Below are 16,566 nucleotides of genomic sequence, written 5' to 3'. Positions count from 1 at the left end.
AAACTTGTTCGTGTTGCGGCTCACGCCAAAACAGTCCGAAAGGTAGAGCAGGTCTTGGAATAAGAGAATGGTTTTGCGAGTGCGGTGTGACTCACGACCGCGATGTTAATGCGGCTAAAAACATTCTTGCGCTCGGGCTTGAGCGTCTAGCGGTAGGAATCCCCTCCGTTTAGGGAGGGGAGGAAGTCAAAACAAACAAATACAACACACAGCTATAAAATAAAGAGTCAGTATGGAATTTTTAGGTTTTACCATTGATGTTGCCACATTAACCAGTAATGCAATAGGTTTGGCAATCAAAGTGGCGTTAGCGTTACTAATATTCATTGTAGGGCGCTGGTTTGCCAAAAAAGCAGTAGGCATGGCTCATAAGGTCATGCTGCGTAGCCGCTTAGATGACACGGTGGCGAACTTTTTAGGACGCTTGATATATGGCGTGTTGCTCGTCATTGTGATTTTAGCCGCTCTTAGCAAAGTCGGGGTGCAAACCACTTCAGTGGTTGCCATCTTGGGTGGTGGTGCGGTTGCTATTGGTTTATCACTCAAAGATCAGCTGTCTAATTTTGCAGCTGGCATTATGATCATTACCTTTCGGCCGTTTGTACGTGGTGATTATGTACAAATTAGTAGCTATACCGGCACCGTTACGGAGATTACCTTAGTCAATACCCATCTGACGACGATAAATAATCACGATATCATCATTCCCAATAGCGATGTCTTGACGTCGGCTGTGCTCAATTATACAGCACTGCCCAACCGCCGCGTAGATATGACCATTCGTATTGGTTACGATGCTGATATCAAAACTGCCAAAAACATCATGCTGAAATTAGCCAATGATAATGAGATGGCTTTCACTGACCCTGAACCTATCGTCCGTGTGACGAACTTAGGGGAAAATTCAGTTGATTTGACCTTAAACGTTTGGACCACTAATAACGATTGGTGGTCGATGAATTGTGATTTACTTGAGTCGTTTAAATACGCACTAGAAGATCACGAAATCGACATTCCATTCCCGCAGCGCAGTGTCCATGTTAAAGGGTTGGAGCAGCTGGTTAATAATGCAGATAAATCACAGACACTGCCGCTAAGTAAAGACTAAATATAGTGCATTCAGTGTTAAAACGATACAGCGGGAATGGGATGAATTTTACGCGGCCTCTGTCGGCGTAGGCGCAGCAAGCCAGAAAAATTTATACCAGTTCCGCGTTGGAATATAACGTATCTGTTTTATTTGGAATCGACTATATAAGGGTTTGGTAGGTTTAAGCCTGCCAAAATATCAACTTCAAAGGCTTCCATTTCATCTTGCTCAGCCTGCCCGAGCTCATGATCAAAACCCAATAGATGCAGTATGCCGTGGGTTAATAAGTGGCTAATGTGCTGCGGCACTGTCTTCTCTTGCTCTGCCGCTTCACGTACCATTACGTCATGACAAATAATAAGCTCGCCAAGTGGTAGCGTTGGCATCAGTTCGATGATGGCAGCAGGCAAGTCACTGGGATAAGATAAAATGTTGGTCGCATAATCTTTGCCACGCGCTTCCAAATTAAGCTCGCGCCCTTCATTCTCATCGGTAATATAGATATCGAGCGCTTTAAGCTTTTCTTGCCATAACTCGGCATCTATATCTGCAAAGTAGGGTAATGTCAGACCCTTCTCTAACCGCCCATCGATATAAGCTAACGTCGCCATCAATACTGACTGCAATTGCTCGCGGCGATAGAAAGCATCGAGTGTCTCGTCATCAATGCTATGATTTGCACTGATATCTAGTGTATCTAAATTTTCTTCATTGTCGTTGGTTTGGCTCATAGCATAATCCTTGTGTTTTTCTGCTTATTTAAAAGCTGTTTAATAAGAATTATAGTCAAAAGACTTAGAATTACTACAGCCCCTAATATAGCTGTACTAGCTTTACTGTTCATCGACTATATATGGTTAAAATACTTCAAAAACGCTACGATACTGCAGGTATAGTTTTTTTGCCGCCTCTGTCTGCGTAGGCACAGCAAGCAAGAAAAAACGGTACCTGCAGTACGGTGATGTATCGATATTACTTTTCACTGACAATATCTAATAAAAAGTATCTAACAGAAAAAAACCGGATATCAAATCCGGTTTTCCTTCTCGGGCATATCCTCATTTTACAGCTTGGCTGCCGCATCAGCGACGGCTTGTTTGCGCTCCTGTTCTTTCATGCGCTCAAACTTACGTTTTTCTTGTAATGCCAACTGCTCTTCATCGAATACATCATAAGCTTCGACGATTTTTTGTACCAATTGGTGGCGCACGACGTCTTTTGAATCAAACTTGGTAATATGAATCTCTTCGATACCGCTTAAGATATCCATCGCTTGTGCCAGACCTGATTTAGTACCACGTGGCAAATCGACTTGGCTAATATCACCAGTAATAACTGCTCGTGAGCCAAAGCCTAGGCGGGTCAAAAACATTTTCATCTGCTCAGGTGTGGTGTTTTGTGCTTCATCCAAAATCACAAATGAGTTATTCAACGTACGACCACGCATATAGGCAAGTGGGGCGATTTCGATAACTTGACGCTCAAGCATTTTTCCGACTTTTTCAAAGCCAATCATCTCATATAGCGCGTCATATAAAGGACGTAAGTACGGGTCAATTTTTTGGGTTAGATCTCCCGGTAAAAAGCCCAGTTTTTCGCCTGCTTCTACCGCAGGGCGTACCAGTAAAATGCGTTCAATCTCATTACGCTCAAGCATATCAACGGCACAAGCAACGGCAAGATAGGTCTTACCCGTACCCGCAGGCCCGATACCAAACGACACATCAGAGCTCAGCACGTTTTTGACATAACGCTGTTGATTGCCACCACGTGGAATGATTTTGCCATTACGCGTGCGTAGACTAATCGGCGTAAAGTCACTTGCTGAGTCTAAATCATCCTCGTCATTAGCCACTTGCTCATCATTTTCCATATCCTCATCACGTGAGATACTAGATTGAATAATGAGGTGCAGCTCTTCTGGACTGATATCTTTGGTGTTTTGTGCTTCGTCGACCAGCTTATAAATAATACGTTCGCCACGCTCAACACCCAATATATCGCCACTCAGACAAAAGTCACCTCGGCGTTGGCTAATTTTAATATCGAGACGTTCTTGGATATATTTCATGTGATTATTGTATTCACCAAGCACGGTTTTAAGCTGTGTTGGGGTCAGTGTTTCAAACTTTATACGGCGGCTCATGGAGTCAGTCAAGCGATTATCCTTGTATTGGTTGCCCGATGTCATTGTGGAAACTCTATTGCTCAGTTGTTAAAGTGCTATAGATTCACGGGCTTCAGAGATAAAATAGTTGGTTTTCTTTTATTGGTTTTAGATAGTGTTGGTTGCTTTTCAATTGCAGAGATAAAATAGCGGCAAGTCGTTTTTAAAAATTGTCTTTAAAAGCTATCTTTAAAAGTTATGATTGAAATATGAATAACCATAAGTCAATGTCCTGCCTTCATTATGGTAGATAGTTTTTAAAATTCAAGCTATATAGATGGATGCACGGCTTTGTTTTTGTATGGTGATTGCAACGACTGCCAAGGCACCTCAAAAGTAAAGCCGCAAGAATTCAATATAGCCCTTAGATATAGCCACTATGGATACCGTCAAGAGCACAGAATGATAAGCAATTTGTGGTAATCTATGGTTTAGATAATAGAGCAATAACAACTGGGCTGAAAACTGTCAGAGAGCGATAAGTTATTTAAGAAAATAAATTTTTGAGTGGCTATAGTCAGTGCTAAATAAAATAAGTGCAAATATTATAACGCGCTACTGGAATAAGTTTTTCTTGCTTGCTGTGCCTGCGCAGACAGAGGCTGCGCAAAACTTATTTCAGTAGCACGGCTTTTTTTATAGTGGAACGATTCTATTAATCACGTATAAAAGCGTGCTAAACAGGCAATTATAGGAATAATAACGATGCAAAATACTGAATCAAATTTGTCAAAATCTAACCAGACTAAACAGTCTGCTATGACTGAGCAGCAGGTACTGATCGCTGGTGGCGGACATGTGGGTTTGTCGTTTGCTTTGCTATTGGCACATCATGGTATCGCCAGTACTTTGCTGGAAAAAAACAGCTATCCGACTATCAGTCCAAGCGCTGACAGTCAACGTAGTCACTACTTAGACAGCCGTAATACCGCCTTGTCACGGCGTACGGTACAGATTTATCAAGAGATTGGGCTGTGGGCTGAGCTGCAAAGCCATGCCTGCCGAATCGATGCGGTTAGAATCAGTGAGCAAGGTAGCTTTGGACGCGCGCAGTTAAATAAAGCCGAGGAGCAGGTCGAGTCGTTTGGACAAGTGATGGAAAACGCCTGGCTTGGACGTAAGTTGCTACTGGCTGCCCAACAAGAGCCGTTGATTACCCTGATTGATAATGCCGATGTGATCGCCGTTGATCAGCAAAGCGATAGCGTGACATTAAGTTTTAGCTACTATGGCGAAGAAGAGCATGAGCAGCAATTGCAGGGTAGCGTTTTAGTGGCTTGTGATGGTCGCGACTCTACCGTGCGCCAATTGTTAGATATCGGCACCACCACTTATGACTATAAACAAACTGCTATCGTTGGCGTGGTTGAGACGGATCAGCCGCATCAGCATAACGCCATTGAGCGTTTTAGCCCAGCAGGGCCACTGGCTGTGTTGCCATTGACTGATCCAGAAGGTGACGGTAATGACGACTATCAAGCAGGTTATAGACGTTCAGTGGTTTGGGTCTGTCCAACAGGTGAAGAGACGCAATATCTAGAAGATGATGCGCATTTCTTGGCGACTTTGCAGCAAGCCTTTGGTGAGCGCGCTGGCACGTTTAAAAAAGCAGGTCGCCGCGGTGCTTATCCATTGACCCGGGTGCTGGCGGACAAACAAGTCGACGGTCGCTGCGTCATTATGGGCAATGCCGCTCATACTTTACATCCAGTAGCTGGACAAGGCTTTAACCTCTGTATGCGCGATGCGCATGTGCTGGCGCAGATGATGAGTGCGCAAGTGATGAAGGGTGCGGATATCGGTAATCCTACCTTACTCAAGCGTTATGAAAAAGCCCGTCAAACCGACCAAAAACGTGTCATTCGCTTCTGTGATGCGGTGGTACATGGTTTTACCCATCCAAATCCAGCGGTGAAGCTGGCACGTAACGTGGCCTTGGTTGCCTTTGATAAACTGCCCAATATTAAGCCGTTAATTGCAAACTATGCGATGGGCTTAAAATCTTAGTCTTTAGTTTGAATACCTAGCTTTCAAACTTCGCAAAGGTAAAATTGTGGGTTAAAAACCTAGCTTACAACCATAAAATTAGATAGCTGAAAGTGAGTTGTTAATAGCTGTTAAATTTAAGGATGTTTTATGAAAAATAACCATACGCTCATCATCGGTGGCGGTATCGTCGGTGCAACGCTTGCCCTTAAACTGGCACAAGATAATAAACCGGTAACGCTGATTGATGCGCGACCTGGACGTAGCGAAGCAGATTGGCAGCAAGTGCTTGGGCAACGCGATGCGCGTGTTTATGCCTTGAGCCTTGCCAGTATTGGTCTGCTTAAAGAGGTGGGTACTTGGCAGAAGATCGCAGCCTCAGAGCGTAAAGCTGATTACTCGCAAATGCAGGTTTGGCAATTAAATGGTATGGGCGAGCTGTTATTTGGTGATAGTAATGATTCTACTAATAATAGTGAGAAAAATACTTCGCCAAAAATGCTTGGTAGCATGGTGGAGCCTGCAGTTATCGAATACGCATTATGGCAGCGTTTATCAGCACATGATGTCAGTCAATATTTAACCGTCATCGATGGCCAAAAGGTTGTCGATATGGATTGGATTGGTAGTCAGCAAGGCTATCGTGTGACGTTAGAGAACGGTAGCGTGATTGATGCGCGTTTAGTAGTCGGCGCTGACGGTCGCGGCTCATTTGTGCGCAAGCAGGCAGGTATTGAGCTAGATACACTCGATTATAAGCAAACCGCAATTTGTTGTGCGATTCAAACCGACAAACCGCACCAAGCAACTGCTCGACAAGCCATGCTACCGACTGGCACGCTGGCGCTATTGCCATTAGCAGATATTACCGATGAAGACAAAGCAAATCCACAGCATTGGCAATCAATCGTTTGGACACTACCACGCAATCAAGCATTGGCATTGATAGCAGAACACCCAAGATACATCGCTGATAAACTCGCTGCTGCCAGTAATTATGAGCTTGGCGCTATCCAAAAAATTGAATCAATCGCTAGCTTCCCGTTAGCCGCACAGCAAGCGAAAAGCTATGTGGCGGATAACTTAGTATTAATCGGTGATGCGGCACACGGCGTCCATCCACTCGCTGGGCAAGGGCTGAATTTGGGTATGCTCGATGTGAAGGCATTAAGCGAACAACTGACCCATGATTATGCGCGTAGTGGCAATAAGTTGTGGGGAGCCAATCAAACTTTGCGTAGCTACGAGCGCCTGCGCCGCCCACATAATAGTCTGATGATGCACAGCTTTTCGGCGCTGAACTGGCTGTTCGCTGGCTCGCTGGCTCAACTGCGTCCTATTCAACAAATCCGTAATGAAGGCATGTATCGCGTGAGCAAAATCAAACCCTTGATGCGCTTGTTTGCGAAGCAGGCGAGTGGGGTTTAAGGATAGCTTTAACTTACGGAAGCGTAAAATATGAACGTTAAATTATGGACAATAGCGTCAATTATGATAAGTGCATTAGCACTAACAGGTTGCCAAACGGCTGATTTGTCTAAGCAAAAAAGTAAAACTATCAACATGCCAACGGTTATGGTTAGTTTAGATAGCGACGGCGATGGCGTGCCTGATGAATTAGATCAATGTCCAAATACAAAAATGAAAGGTAATGTAGTAGTGGATGACAGGGGCTGTCACCTCATTATGGGACCTGATATGAGTCTAAAGATGGAGTATCGTGCCTTTTTTGCTAAAGGTAGCAGTGAACTAACATCTAAATATCAGGTTGAACTGGATAAAGTAGCGGCAAGAATGAAAGAATATGATACCGCTATTTTTAAGATTGAAGCGCATATTTCAGAGGATGAAAATAATAAAGAGTTAAGCTCATTACCTAAAAATAGAGCACTGATAATCAAAAACTATCTTTTATTAAAGCATGGTATAGAATCGAGTCGATTAATGACTTTAAATTGTGAGGCTAGAGCGCCCATCGCACCCAATGATACTGATGAGGGTAGGTCTTTTAATCGTCGGGTCTATGGTTTATTAACTGAACCTGATAATGAGTATCCTATCAATTTAAAAGATGGTATCTGCGTTAAATTTTAAATCAAGTTTTTATCAATTATTGACCATTCGCTCCCATTAGTTTCGACAGTAAATGGTCAAAACTAGTCAACTATAAACCGTTCTTTTATTTTTGTATTATGCAGCATATGTTAAAGGTAATTTGTCCTCGTTCGAGTTGGAATCAACGTTTTAAAAGTTTATTGAACGAGTTTCCTGCTGTACCTGATGATATGGTTAAGCTTAAAGATTTTGGTTTAATGACAAGCTTAGAAGATTGGAGGTTGTGGCAATAGTATGAACTGATGCTGATGAGAAGCTAGAAATAGAGAACCGCCACTTGCAAAAGCAGAGGTGACGGTCATATTGGTATATATAGTACCATATAAAATAACTTAAGTTATATAAACTTAGTAAACCCTAATTTTTTTCTTATTTGCAAAATCTAAAGGCAAACCACATGCTCATCCCTAAATACTGGGCGCAATACAAACAGCGCTTTGAATTGCGCGAGACGCCTAATAAACCCTCCAAGCAAGCAACTATCAAACGTTATGGTTGGTCAGATATTAGTCAAAGTGCGGCGTTAACTCATGCCAAAGCGCGAGTGGATGAGGTGCATAAGTGCTGGCTGGCAGGTGAAGATATCTTACGCCGCGAACGCAGGGAGGAATATAACGCAAGCAACGGCATTCCTATCCGTGAACAGATTATCTCCGAGCATTCTTTTCCAGAAGATGGATTGCCTAATAATAACGCAGTAGCGACGCAGCTTATCGTCACGCGTAACAGCTATGGGGCACAAGTCGCCAACGTTGATAATATTGCAATTATCGATGTCGATAATGATGATTTATTGCGTCATAATTATCCTGATGATTATAACCATCATGGCTTTATGCCTGCCTTCCTCGTTAATCAAAGCAATCCATCAGCCAAAGTGAAGGTTTGGGTTTTTGTCATCGTCTTTATACTTATCGCCAGTGTCATCGCTTGGCTAGGATTATCTTGGTTGTGGTTATTAACAGTAATGTTTGGTGCGACTGCCTATTTATGGCAACAAGCCAGTGTAAGAGACAAAGCTCGCGCACAAAAATATGCCGATGATGCCGCTTCATTGCTGCCTTTTATAACGGATTTAATCAAAAAACGTATCACCAGTCATCCCAATGAGTCTTTTCGTTTATATCAAACACCCGCAGGCTTTCGTATTATTGCAACGCACGATGTTGTATCGCCAAGTGATAGCGTGGTCGAAGAATGGTTTGCGTATTTCCATGCGGATACCAATTACGTGCGTCTATGTCAGGTGCAGCACTGCTTTCGTGCGCGGCTCACCGCCAAGCCGTGGCGTATGAATGAGGTCGAAGATAACAATTTGGCTAAAGATATTCCTGCGAAAGACTTTTGGTTTAGTTTTGAGGACACAGATGTAGAGCGTAGCATTGAACAACGTCAAGATGAGTTAAAAGCACGTAAGCAGTGGATTGCCGACTATGATAACTATGCTAAAAACTATCGAGCGTGCCATTATGTCGAGAGTATGATTGGTAAAGAGGTTGCCAATAACAGTAAAGCACACGCTAATATTGATGATTTTGTACAATGGCATGACCGTGCTTGTCAGGTGAATAAAGCGTTGCCTTTAGCTTAAAACCTATTTTGCGCTATAGTTTTCAATAGGCATTATACTTTGATTAAATTAAGGAAGATTGATCATGAATATTAAACTCTATAGCGCTTTATTATTAACCGCATCTATAGGTCTAATAGGCTGCCAAACTACCGAAATTATACCGCCCAAAACCACACCTCAATATGAAAATATCATTACCTTAATACCAGATATTCCTGATTCAGATGGTGACGGCGTACTCGATGATATAGACGAATGCCCAGGCACTCCGTATAACGTGGTGATAGATGAAAGGGGTTGTCCGCATTCCTTACTCTTTGGCGAAAACGAATTTATGATGGAAGCTAGAGCCTATTATGCTGAAAATAGCAGTGAGATAAAAAGTGAGTATTATGAACAGCTAGATAACGCAGGGAAAAAAATGCAAGATCATTTGGACGCTGTCATGCGTGTTGAAGGGCATATATCCAAGCGTGAAGAAACTAGCGCCAATCAAACATTATCAAGATACCGTGTGGAAGGGATTAAAAATTATATGACCATGAAACATAATATTGATCCTGATCGTATTAAGACCGTTTACTATGGATCAGAGCGCCCAATTGCGACAAATGACGCCGAAAACAGTTGGCTCAATCAGCGTATTTATGCGCTTATTAGCAATGTTGAATAATAGACCTCTTGCGAAAGTACCAGTTCATTGACTGTCACTGACAGAGTTACGAGGGCTAGCGACGACTTATGCAAGAGGTTTAATATATTGAGCGTTTTAAAAAGTGTGAAAATGATGACAAATAAAGCGGTAAATTATTCTGGATGAAGAGAGAGTAATAATGACCATTAAAACCTATAGCACGTTATTGCTGTTAGCAGCATTCATAACGTTAGCTGGCTGCCAGACTACCAAAATTGTACCGACCAAAACCACACCTCAATATGAAAACATCAGGACGATGCAAGCAGAAATTGATTCAGATGGCGATGGTGTGCTTGATGCTATAGACGAATGCCCTGAAACGCCGCCTAACGTAGTGGTCGATGCTAAAGGTTGTAAAATAATAATTGAGGGCGGTGATGCACTTGAAATGGAGTTTAGGGGATTTTTTCTACCTATGAGCAGTCAACTACCTGATATTTATGATACAGAGTTTATAAAAATGGCAGAAAAAATCAATGAGTATCCAGAAGCTAGTGTTTTTGTTTTTGGTCATGCAGCTACAAATGAAATTGATGAAGATGCTGTAGCGACTTTTGGTTTCGGTTCTTTATCACGCAATCGCGCCCTTAGCATCAAAAATACGTTAGTCTTGCAACATCATATTGATGCTAAGCGTATCCGCACTTATGAGTGTTCAAATAAACTATTGGTTAGAGAGACAGATTATATAAACCCTAGTTTTAACGCACTTAATATGAAAGGTCTTGAGGCAAAACAGCGCCGAGCCACTTTAATGGCGAGCAGTGAAGTGATAGATTTAATGAATCTTGAATATAATTCTGATATACAAAGGTATGGTGAGTACGCCAAGCATTGCAAACCGTTTAAATAGGGCAGTATTTGAAGTTTAATCACCATCTACTGTTAAAACTTATATTTACCCCAACGCCGAAAATACCACCATCAGCACTGGCGCGACAATATTAATAATAAAACCAAAGCTAATCGCTAACGGTACGACTTTTAGACCGCCAGATTGCTGAATAATTGGCAAAGTAAAATCCAAGCTGGTCGCACCGCCAAGCCCGACGGAAGCGGACGGATATTTACGCATAAACACAGGGATAAATATCAACGCAAAGAATTCACGTATCAAGTCATTAAATAACGCCACACTGCCCCAAACAGCGCCATAAGCATCGGTCATGATAATCGCTGACAGTGAATACCAACCAAACCCTGACGCCAGTGCCAAACCCTTGGTCCATGACACATCGCTAAATATCAACGCAAAGATAAGCCCGCCAACCAGCACGGCTAGGGTAAAGATAATGCTCATCTCAACGCCTCGTTTGTTGAGCAGCACTTCTTTTAAGGTAATCCCCGAGCCTTTAAGACCAATACCAACCAGCAAGATTAATATCATCAGCATCACCGTCATGCTGTTTTCAGGTGGCATATAATCAGCTGGCAAGAAATAACCAATCACAAAGCCGATTGCCACACAAATGATTTGGGCGAGGCTACCGCGAATACTAACGCGATGCTCTTTGGATTTGACGCTGGGCTTTTTAGCGTGCCATGGACGCAGACGATCAAACAGCATGAGGGCAAATAAGCCCGACCCAATCGTCAATATCGATAGTATAGTGACATACAGCGCAATCTCGCCTATCTGGCTGCCAAGCCCTTCCACTTGTGCTAGCTCAATACCAATCAGCGCTAAGATAATAAATATCAAATAAGATAGGCCTTTGTCAGCAAGCTTAGTCATAGTAGGGTTGGAAGGAATGGCAAAGCCAATAAACATTGGCATTAATACCAAAACAAGAGTAACTATGCTTTGCATGGTGATTGGCTCGCGGCGTTTTTTTAAAAGATGTTTTCAATAAGGCATTTCTAAGAAGCTGGGGATTGTAACATATCAGGCTACCGATACTGTTATGTACAAATAATATTCATGGCAAATTATGCAAGGCTATTGCTTAATGATTATTATTTTAATGGATGGTAGTGATGACATGACATATTGGTTTTGATTCTGTTTAAATCACTTAAAAAAGACTTAGAATTAGTTTTGAAGCTGCGTTAAGTCCAATTCTAATACTTTACCTGATCAACTTTTGTTGCTACATTGACACAATCAATGTATTTGGCGGGCATCATGTCGTTATACCAGCTCAAGACCCAGTTTCAGGATCAATTGCGACCAATAAGTAACACGTTGGTCGAGCAAAATATCACTGCTAATCAGGTGACGGTGTCAGCAGTATTGTTAAGTGTAGGAACCGCTTATGTGATTGCCAAGCCAGCAGCAGAAAAGCAGACGTTATGGTTGCTACTACCTTCGTCATTGTTTATACGTATGGCACTCAATGCCATCGATGGCATGATGGCGCGTGAGCATGGGCAGGCGTCAAAACTTGGCGCGATACTTAATGAGGCTGGAGATCTCATTGCAGACACGGCATTATTAGCCAGTCTGATGCCTCATGTTACTAATAGCACATCTCAAGTTTTAGAAAGAGGTGTCTTCTCAAACCAGCGCCATATTATTAACCTGATTGCACTTAGTACTAGCACCGAGCTATTGGCGATAACCAGTGATGCAGCTCTAAATATTCGGGCAAACCAAGGGCCGTTAGGTAAAAGTGATCGGGCTTTTATATTAGGCACACTGGGTGCAATTATAGGCAGTAAAGCGCCTTTATCATTATCGCATGCCAGAATAGGGCAGTTATGTTTACTGACAGAGGCATTATTAATAAAAACCTGTCTGAACCGTTTACGCTATATGGCAGACTTATATTTAATGCGTCAGCCGCCTAAGCTTAGAGAGACATCAAATATACTATCAAAGCAGCAGTCAAATACGTTTCATGCTGTACTTAGCGATGTTACTTCTCATACCTTTTCACCCAATTATTCCGTTAAAGCTTCCTTATTGGAGTCCAAAATAATGCCCTCGATTAATACAAATAATGAAGATGCACCAAAGTATATAACCACTGATACCGACTTGCCTAAGCAAGCCATTATCAATGGTGAAAGTTGCTATAACGCTTATGATGGCACGGCGATTTATTACCGCTACTGGCTAACGATGCCTTTGGATGAGATAAAGAAAGCTAAGCAGCAACATACACAACAGCGCCAAGTGGTTTTATTGCATCGTGGTCATGAGCATTCGGGACGTTTAGCAGAGCTTGGACAACAGTTTGCAGCAGCTGGTTATCAAGTGTTTGCATGGGATGCGCGCGGTAATGGGCGCTCGGGTGGTATCAAAGATCATGCCGAGAGCGTGACTCAGCTTGAGCGAGATTTAAACGACTTTGTACAAATGGTTATTGGACAGACGGGTATTGCCATTGACGATACGCTAATCGTAGCCAGTAGTATTGGTGCCGTACTCGCAGCAGCATGGGTACATGATTATGCGCCCAATATTCGCGGGATGATACTCGGCACGCCAGCGCTACGTATTCGCTTATATATGCCGTTTGCGATACCGTCGTTAAAGGTCGCGCGTACGCTAGGTCTGATGTCACGCGTCAGTAGTTACGTCAAAGCGCAAGTATTGACCCATGATAAACAAGCACAGCAAGCCTATAATGCCGATCCGCTGATCTCAAATAGTATCTCAACCGATCTGCTTATCGATACCCATGCGACTGGACAGCGTTTACTCGATGATGCGGGCGCTATTACTGTACCAACCTTTGTATTGTGTGCAGGTAAAGACTATGTGGTTGATAAACAAGCTGAGCGTGACTTTTATGAAGCGATTAATACCACTAATAAGCGTTGGCAGCTGTATCCAGACAGCTATCATGCGATTTTTCATGAGACCAATAAGGCAGATGTCTTTGACGATTGTATTGATTTCGCTGAGCAAGTATTTAGTACACCCGCACAAGCGCCCGATTTGCGTACCGCGCATCTTAACAGTGCCAGTAAAGACAAGGTTGATCGTTTAGCGATTAAGCCTTTTAATCCAAGCTTTGCGCTGACGCGTTTTGCCATGCAAAAATTCGGTCATGTTAGCGACGCTATCGCGACGGGACTTGAGCATGGTTTTGATTCCGGTCATTCACTCGATCATGTTTATTATAATCAGCCGAGTGGTCAGAATAAATTTGGTCAGGCGGTCGATAAGTTTTATCTCAGTAATATCGGCTGGCAAGGGATTCGTATCCGCCGTGAGCATATACTAGAGCTGGCACGTGAAGCGTTGGCAGATATTAAACTTGCCAATCAAAACCAATCTAATCAAAACCAAGTTAATAAAAACAGCCTTGATGAGTCAACTCAACCAAAACTACTAGATATTGCTAGTGGGCATGGTTTTTATGCGTTTGATTTATTAACAGAGTTTGAAAACTTATATGCTGAGCTACGTGATTATGAAAGTCATAATATTCAAGCACTGCAAGCTAAAGCGGAGCAGTTAGAGATTGCTAATCGTGTCATCACTTGTCAAAAAGATGCGTTTGACCCTGCCAGTTATTCTAACCCGCAGAAGAAGAGTGGCAATATTAAAAGTCTTGACGATTCAAAATTTGATATCGCTATTGCCTCTGGTGTGTTTGAGTTGTTTTCTGATAACACGCTCCCTGCCACCGCATTGGCGGGCATTTATGACAGCTTAAAATCTGGTGGTTATTTACTTTATACCAATCAGCCGTGGCACCCTGAGCAGGAGTTTATCAGTAAAACCTTAAATAATCATCGCGGTAGTAGTTGGGTGATGCGCTGCCGTTCACAAGCTGAAATGGATCAATTGGTTGAGTGTGCGGGCTTTAAAAAGGTGGCGATGCGTATCGATAAGTTCGGTATCTTTACCGTGTCATTAGCGATTAAAACAGCAACGACCAATGATGAATAATCGATGAGTAACAACAGCATAAAGCCTTATCAGCGTGTGCAGCTTTTTTCAGGCGGTGGCTCACGTTTTGGTTATTATTTAGGCAGCTATGCGGCACTAGTGGCTCATGATTTGACCCCAGATATTATCATTGGTACCTGTGGTGGTAGTTTATCAGCCTATCTAGTACAGCTCGCTCCTGACCCTAAGGATTTGCAGCAATTGATGTGTAGCCGCGAGTTGTATCATGTCATTGCTGCAATCAGGCATGTCGCGCCAGATGAAGCCAGTAAGCGTCTAAAAATACGCTATATGACTCATGCACTAAAACGTTGGCGCTTATCAAGGCAGCTATCTAAACGGCAAGAACAGCAGCAAGCCGATAGTTACGAGCAGTTATTAGATGAATTGCAACAGTTAGCGATGTTTCGCATTGATGACGAGAGTCAATGGCTTGATGATCTATCTGGTTTTGATACTAGTAGCAATGACCATCATAGAACCGATAGCGAAACCAATAAAAATACCCCAGAGATAGCTATTATCGCTAGCCGCCTTTATCAAAAGTCTGCTACTCGCATTTCGCCTAACCATCCATTAAAGCTGCAATTAAAGCTCCAAGAGTTGTTATTTGCACCGCCACGTTTGACGGCATCTTTATCAGAACTCATTGACAAAAAAATGCGATCACCTGCGCACGTATTTGCTGAGGAACGCATACATCAGTCTGTTAAAGTTTTGAGCCAGTGGGATTTTGCGCCGGCGATTCGTGCTTCGCTGGCAGATATGTATTATCTGCCACCAACGTATATTGAAACGCTTGGCTGGTGTTTGGGTGGCGTGATTAACCTAACTCCTATCGAGCTGGCTTGCCAATTGGCAGAAACGGTATTTGCAGAGACCAAGGCAGGTTATGATTCATGGCTCGCTGCTCCTGCTATTCAGCGCGTGTTTGGTTTTGACCCTAATGCGCGTTTGGCACAGGTACATGGTTTTTTACCAAGTACTGAGTCATATCAAGATAAGTTTGAGAGTAGCAGTCAACTACATTGGTTGCCATTTGCGGATAACGGCGAGCAGTTGGCAGGGCAGCACGTGCAAAAGCGCTTTAATATGAAGCAAATGACAATCGAGCTGATGCACAGCGATTATGACGGCTTTGTACAGCAAATGCAGGCGCAGTGGCAGTATGGCTATCAGCGTACGGCTAACTATCTACAGCAGCAAAGTCTATGACAACTATCAAAGAGTCATCGCTTATAGAAACTAGGTTAGATGCTAGCTCTACAAATGACGTTCCACATCTTATCGTCATAGGTGGCACGAGTGGTATTGGTTTAGCATTGGCACTGCATCATCAGCAGCTTGGCTGGCAAGTGAGTGTTGTTGGTCATAGTGCGTCAAAGATAAAATATATTAACAGCCAATACCCTAATATCGTGACTTATAACTGCGATTTAAAAGATATTGCTCAAACACAAAAGTTATTAGAGTGCTTGTCAGGTATTAGTTTTCAAAGGCTAATTTATAGTGCAGGTAGTTATACTAATGAGCGTGTGCATCATCTCAATCAAGCAGACAGCGATAAAATGCTAGCGATTAATTTTCAAGCCTTTGAGCAGGTATTTAGATGGGCGAGTGAGCAGTTAAAGCATCAAGAAAATCTTCAGAATCAATCACTGGGTTTTACCAAAAATCATAGACCAAGTCTTATCTGTATCGCCTCTATCGCTGGCATCATGGATTATCCTTATGCCAGCCTTTATGCCAAAAGCAAACGTGCGATGATTGCGGCTGCCAGTGCTTATCGAGCGGCACTAGCGCCTTATGATATCCAAGTGAATTGTATTGCTCCAGGCTATATCGATACCCAAGCACTGCGTGATTTGAACGATGGCGATGCTAGTCATAAACCATTTATCATCAGTACACAAACGGCAGTTGAGCATATTATGCAAGCGATTGACAATGATATTGAACTGGCGGTATTTCCACGTCCCATGCGTTATATTACTGGTGTACTAAACCACTTACCCAAGCCGTTACTGAATTGGATATTACGTAGTAAGTTGGATAAAAATAAATAGTTTTTTGCTATCAATATAGCTGTGTT

Annotated in this window: 14 protein-coding genes; 11 read left to right on the top strand and 3 right to left on the bottom strand. The window is 42.7% G+C overall.

The genetic code is table 11. The annotated features are described in order from the left end of the window. Together EI161_RS05810 and EI161_RS05805 are read left to right on the top strand one after the other, a co-directional pair. Positions 1-173 (top strand): zinc ribbon domain-containing protein (locus EI161_RS05810; protein WP_192529196.1); only part of this gene is annotated, 173 nt, incomplete at its 5' end. A 59-nt stretch (positions 174-232) separates the two neighbouring features. Then, the gene (locus tag EI161_RS05805) at positions 233-1,108 is read left to right on the top strand and encodes a mechanosensitive ion channel family protein (RefSeq protein WP_192529195.1); all 876 of its coding nucleotides are present in this window, start codon (positions 233-235) and stop codon (positions 1,106-1,108) included. A 128-nt stretch (positions 1,109-1,236) separates the two neighbouring features. Here EI161_RS05805 and ybeY read toward each other — a convergent pair whose 3' ends face one another. Together ybeY and EI161_RS05795 are read right to left on the bottom strand one after the other, a co-directional pair. Continuing rightward, positions 1,237-1,821: an rRNA maturation RNase YbeY gene (gene ybeY / locus EI161_RS05800; protein WP_192529194.1), complete on the bottom strand. Its 585-nt coding sequence runs from the start codon at positions 1,819-1,821 to the stop codon at positions 1,237-1,239. A 332-nt stretch (positions 1,822-2,153) separates the two neighbouring features. After that, positions 2,154-3,236 carry a PhoH family protein gene (locus EI161_RS05795; protein WP_192529197.1) on the bottom strand — a complete coding sequence of 361 codons (1,083 nt, stop codon included), beginning with the start codon at positions 3,234-3,236 and terminating at the stop codon, positions 2,154-2,156. A 726-nt stretch (positions 3,237-3,962) separates the two neighbouring features. Between EI161_RS05795 and EI161_RS05790 the strand changes: the two genes are divergently transcribed. From EI161_RS05790 to EI161_RS05765, 6 genes are all read left to right on the top strand, one after another. Continuing rightward, positions 3,963-5,264: an FAD-dependent monooxygenase gene (locus EI161_RS05790; protein WP_192529193.1), complete on the top strand. Its 1,302-nt coding sequence runs from the start codon at positions 3,963-3,965 to the stop codon at positions 5,262-5,264. Between the two features lie 129 nt (positions 5,265-5,393). Continuing rightward, the gene (locus EI161_RS05785) at positions 5,394-6,671 is read left to right on the top strand and encodes an FAD-dependent oxidoreductase (RefSeq protein WP_192523798.1); all 1,278 of its coding nucleotides are present in this window, start codon (positions 5,394-5,396) and stop codon (positions 6,669-6,671) included. A gap of 30 nt (positions 6,672-6,701) precedes the next feature. After that, positions 6,702-7,337, top strand: a complete 636-nt coding sequence (locus EI161_RS05780; RefSeq protein WP_192529192.1) for an OmpA family protein — start codon at positions 6,702-6,704, stop codon at positions 7,335-7,337. A 418-nt stretch (positions 7,338-7,755) separates the two neighbouring features. Then, positions 7,756-8,949 carry a hypothetical protein gene (locus EI161_RS05775; protein ID WP_192523801.1) on the top strand — a complete coding sequence of 398 codons (1,194 nt, stop codon included), beginning with the start codon at positions 7,756-7,758 and terminating at the stop codon, positions 8,947-8,949. 64 nt (positions 8,950-9,013) lie between these two features. After that, positions 9,014-9,604, top strand: coding sequence for an OmpA family protein (locus tag EI161_RS05770; protein ID WP_192523802.1), 591 nt, complete (start codon positions 9,014-9,016; stop codon positions 9,602-9,604). Positions 9,605-9,884: 280 nt separating this feature from the next. Next, a complete protein-coding gene (locus EI161_RS05765; protein WP_192523803.1) occupies positions 9,885-10,481 on the top strand; it encodes an OmpA family protein in 597 nt (198 codons plus the stop codon). Between the two features lie 45 nt (positions 10,482-10,526). Here the strand turns inward: EI161_RS05765 and EI161_RS05760 are convergent, their stop codons facing one another. Further along, the gene (locus EI161_RS05760) at positions 10,527-11,438 is read right to left on the bottom strand and encodes a lysine exporter LysO family protein (RefSeq protein ID WP_192529191.1); all 912 of its coding nucleotides are present in this window, start codon (positions 11,436-11,438) and stop codon (positions 10,527-10,529) included. A 315-nt stretch (positions 11,439-11,753) separates the two neighbouring features. Here EI161_RS05760 and EI161_RS05755 point away from each other — a divergent pair, with 315 nt between their 5' ends. The 3 genes from EI161_RS05755 to EI161_RS05745 are packed head-to-tail and all read left to right on the top strand — an operon-like array spanning position 11,754 to position 16,540. Next, on the top strand, positions 11,754-14,474 hold the full coding sequence (locus EI161_RS05755; protein WP_192529190.1) for an alpha/beta fold hydrolase: 2,721 nt from the start codon (positions 11,754-11,756) through the stop codon (positions 14,472-14,474). Positions 14,475-14,477: 3 nt separating this feature from the next. Next, positions 14,478-15,689: a patatin-like phospholipase family protein gene (locus EI161_RS05750; protein ID WP_192529189.1), complete on the top strand. Its 1,212-nt coding sequence runs from the start codon at positions 14,478-14,480 to the stop codon at positions 15,687-15,689. Continuing rightward, positions 15,686-16,540: an SDR family NAD(P)-dependent oxidoreductase gene (locus EI161_RS05745; protein WP_192529188.1), complete on the top strand. Its 855-nt coding sequence runs from the start codon at positions 15,686-15,688 to the stop codon at positions 16,538-16,540. The genes EI161_RS05750 and EI161_RS05745 overlap by 4 nt, the downstream gene beginning before the upstream one ends. Positions 16,541-16,566: the final 26 nt, after the last annotated feature.

Origin of the sequence: Psychrobacter sp. FME5, assembly GCF_014861375.1 — a bacterium.
Lineage (GTDB): Bacteria > Pseudomonadota > Gammaproteobacteria > Pseudomonadales > Moraxellaceae > Psychrobacter.
The sequence above is the reverse complement of the archived record's forward strand: the minus strand, read 5'-3'. Positions and strand labels throughout refer to the sequence as shown.

What these genes read in the sequence shown, in the direction of transcription:
- EI161_RS05805 (WP_192529195.1), top strand. Translation starts at nt 233, where the DNA reads ATGGAATTTTTAGGTTTTACCATTGATGTTGCCACATTAACCAGTAAT.
- ybeY (WP_192529194.1), bottom strand. Translation starts at nt 1,821, where the DNA reads ATGAGCCAAACCAACGACAATGAAGAAAATTTAGATACACTAGATATC.
- EI161_RS05795 (WP_192529197.1), bottom strand. Translation starts at nt 3,236, where the DNA reads ATGAGCCGCCGTATAAAGTTTGAAACACTGACCCCAACACAGCTTAAA.
- EI161_RS05790 (WP_192529193.1), top strand. Translation starts at nt 3,963, where the DNA reads ATGCAAAATACTGAATCAAATTTGTCAAAATCTAACCAGACTAAACAG.
- EI161_RS05785 (WP_192523798.1), top strand. Translation starts at nt 5,394, where the DNA reads ATGAAAAATAACCATACGCTCATCATCGGTGGCGGTATCGTCGGTGCA.
- EI161_RS05780 (WP_192529192.1), top strand. Translation starts at nt 6,702, where the DNA reads ATGAACGTTAAATTATGGACAATAGCGTCAATTATGATAAGTGCATTA.
- EI161_RS05775 (WP_192523801.1), top strand. Translation starts at nt 7,756, where the DNA reads ATGCTCATCCCTAAATACTGGGCGCAATACAAACAGCGCTTTGAATTG.
- EI161_RS05770 (WP_192523802.1), top strand. Translation starts at nt 9,014, where the DNA reads ATGAATATTAAACTCTATAGCGCTTTATTATTAACCGCATCTATAGGT.
- EI161_RS05765 (WP_192523803.1), top strand. Translation starts at nt 9,885, where the DNA reads ATGCAAGCAGAAATTGATTCAGATGGCGATGGTGTGCTTGATGCTATA.
- EI161_RS05760 (WP_192529191.1), bottom strand. Translation starts at nt 11,438, where the DNA reads ATGCAAAGCATAGTTACTCTTGTTTTGGTATTAATGCCAATGTTTATT.
- EI161_RS05755 (WP_192529190.1), top strand. Translation starts at nt 11,754, where the DNA reads ATGTCGTTATACCAGCTCAAGACCCAGTTTCAGGATCAATTGCGACCA.
- EI161_RS05750 (WP_192529189.1), top strand. Translation starts at nt 14,478, where the DNA reads ATGAGTAACAACAGCATAAAGCCTTATCAGCGTGTGCAGCTTTTTTCA.
- EI161_RS05745 (WP_192529188.1), top strand. Translation starts at nt 15,686, where the DNA reads ATGACAACTATCAAAGAGTCATCGCTTATAGAAACTAGGTTAGATGCT.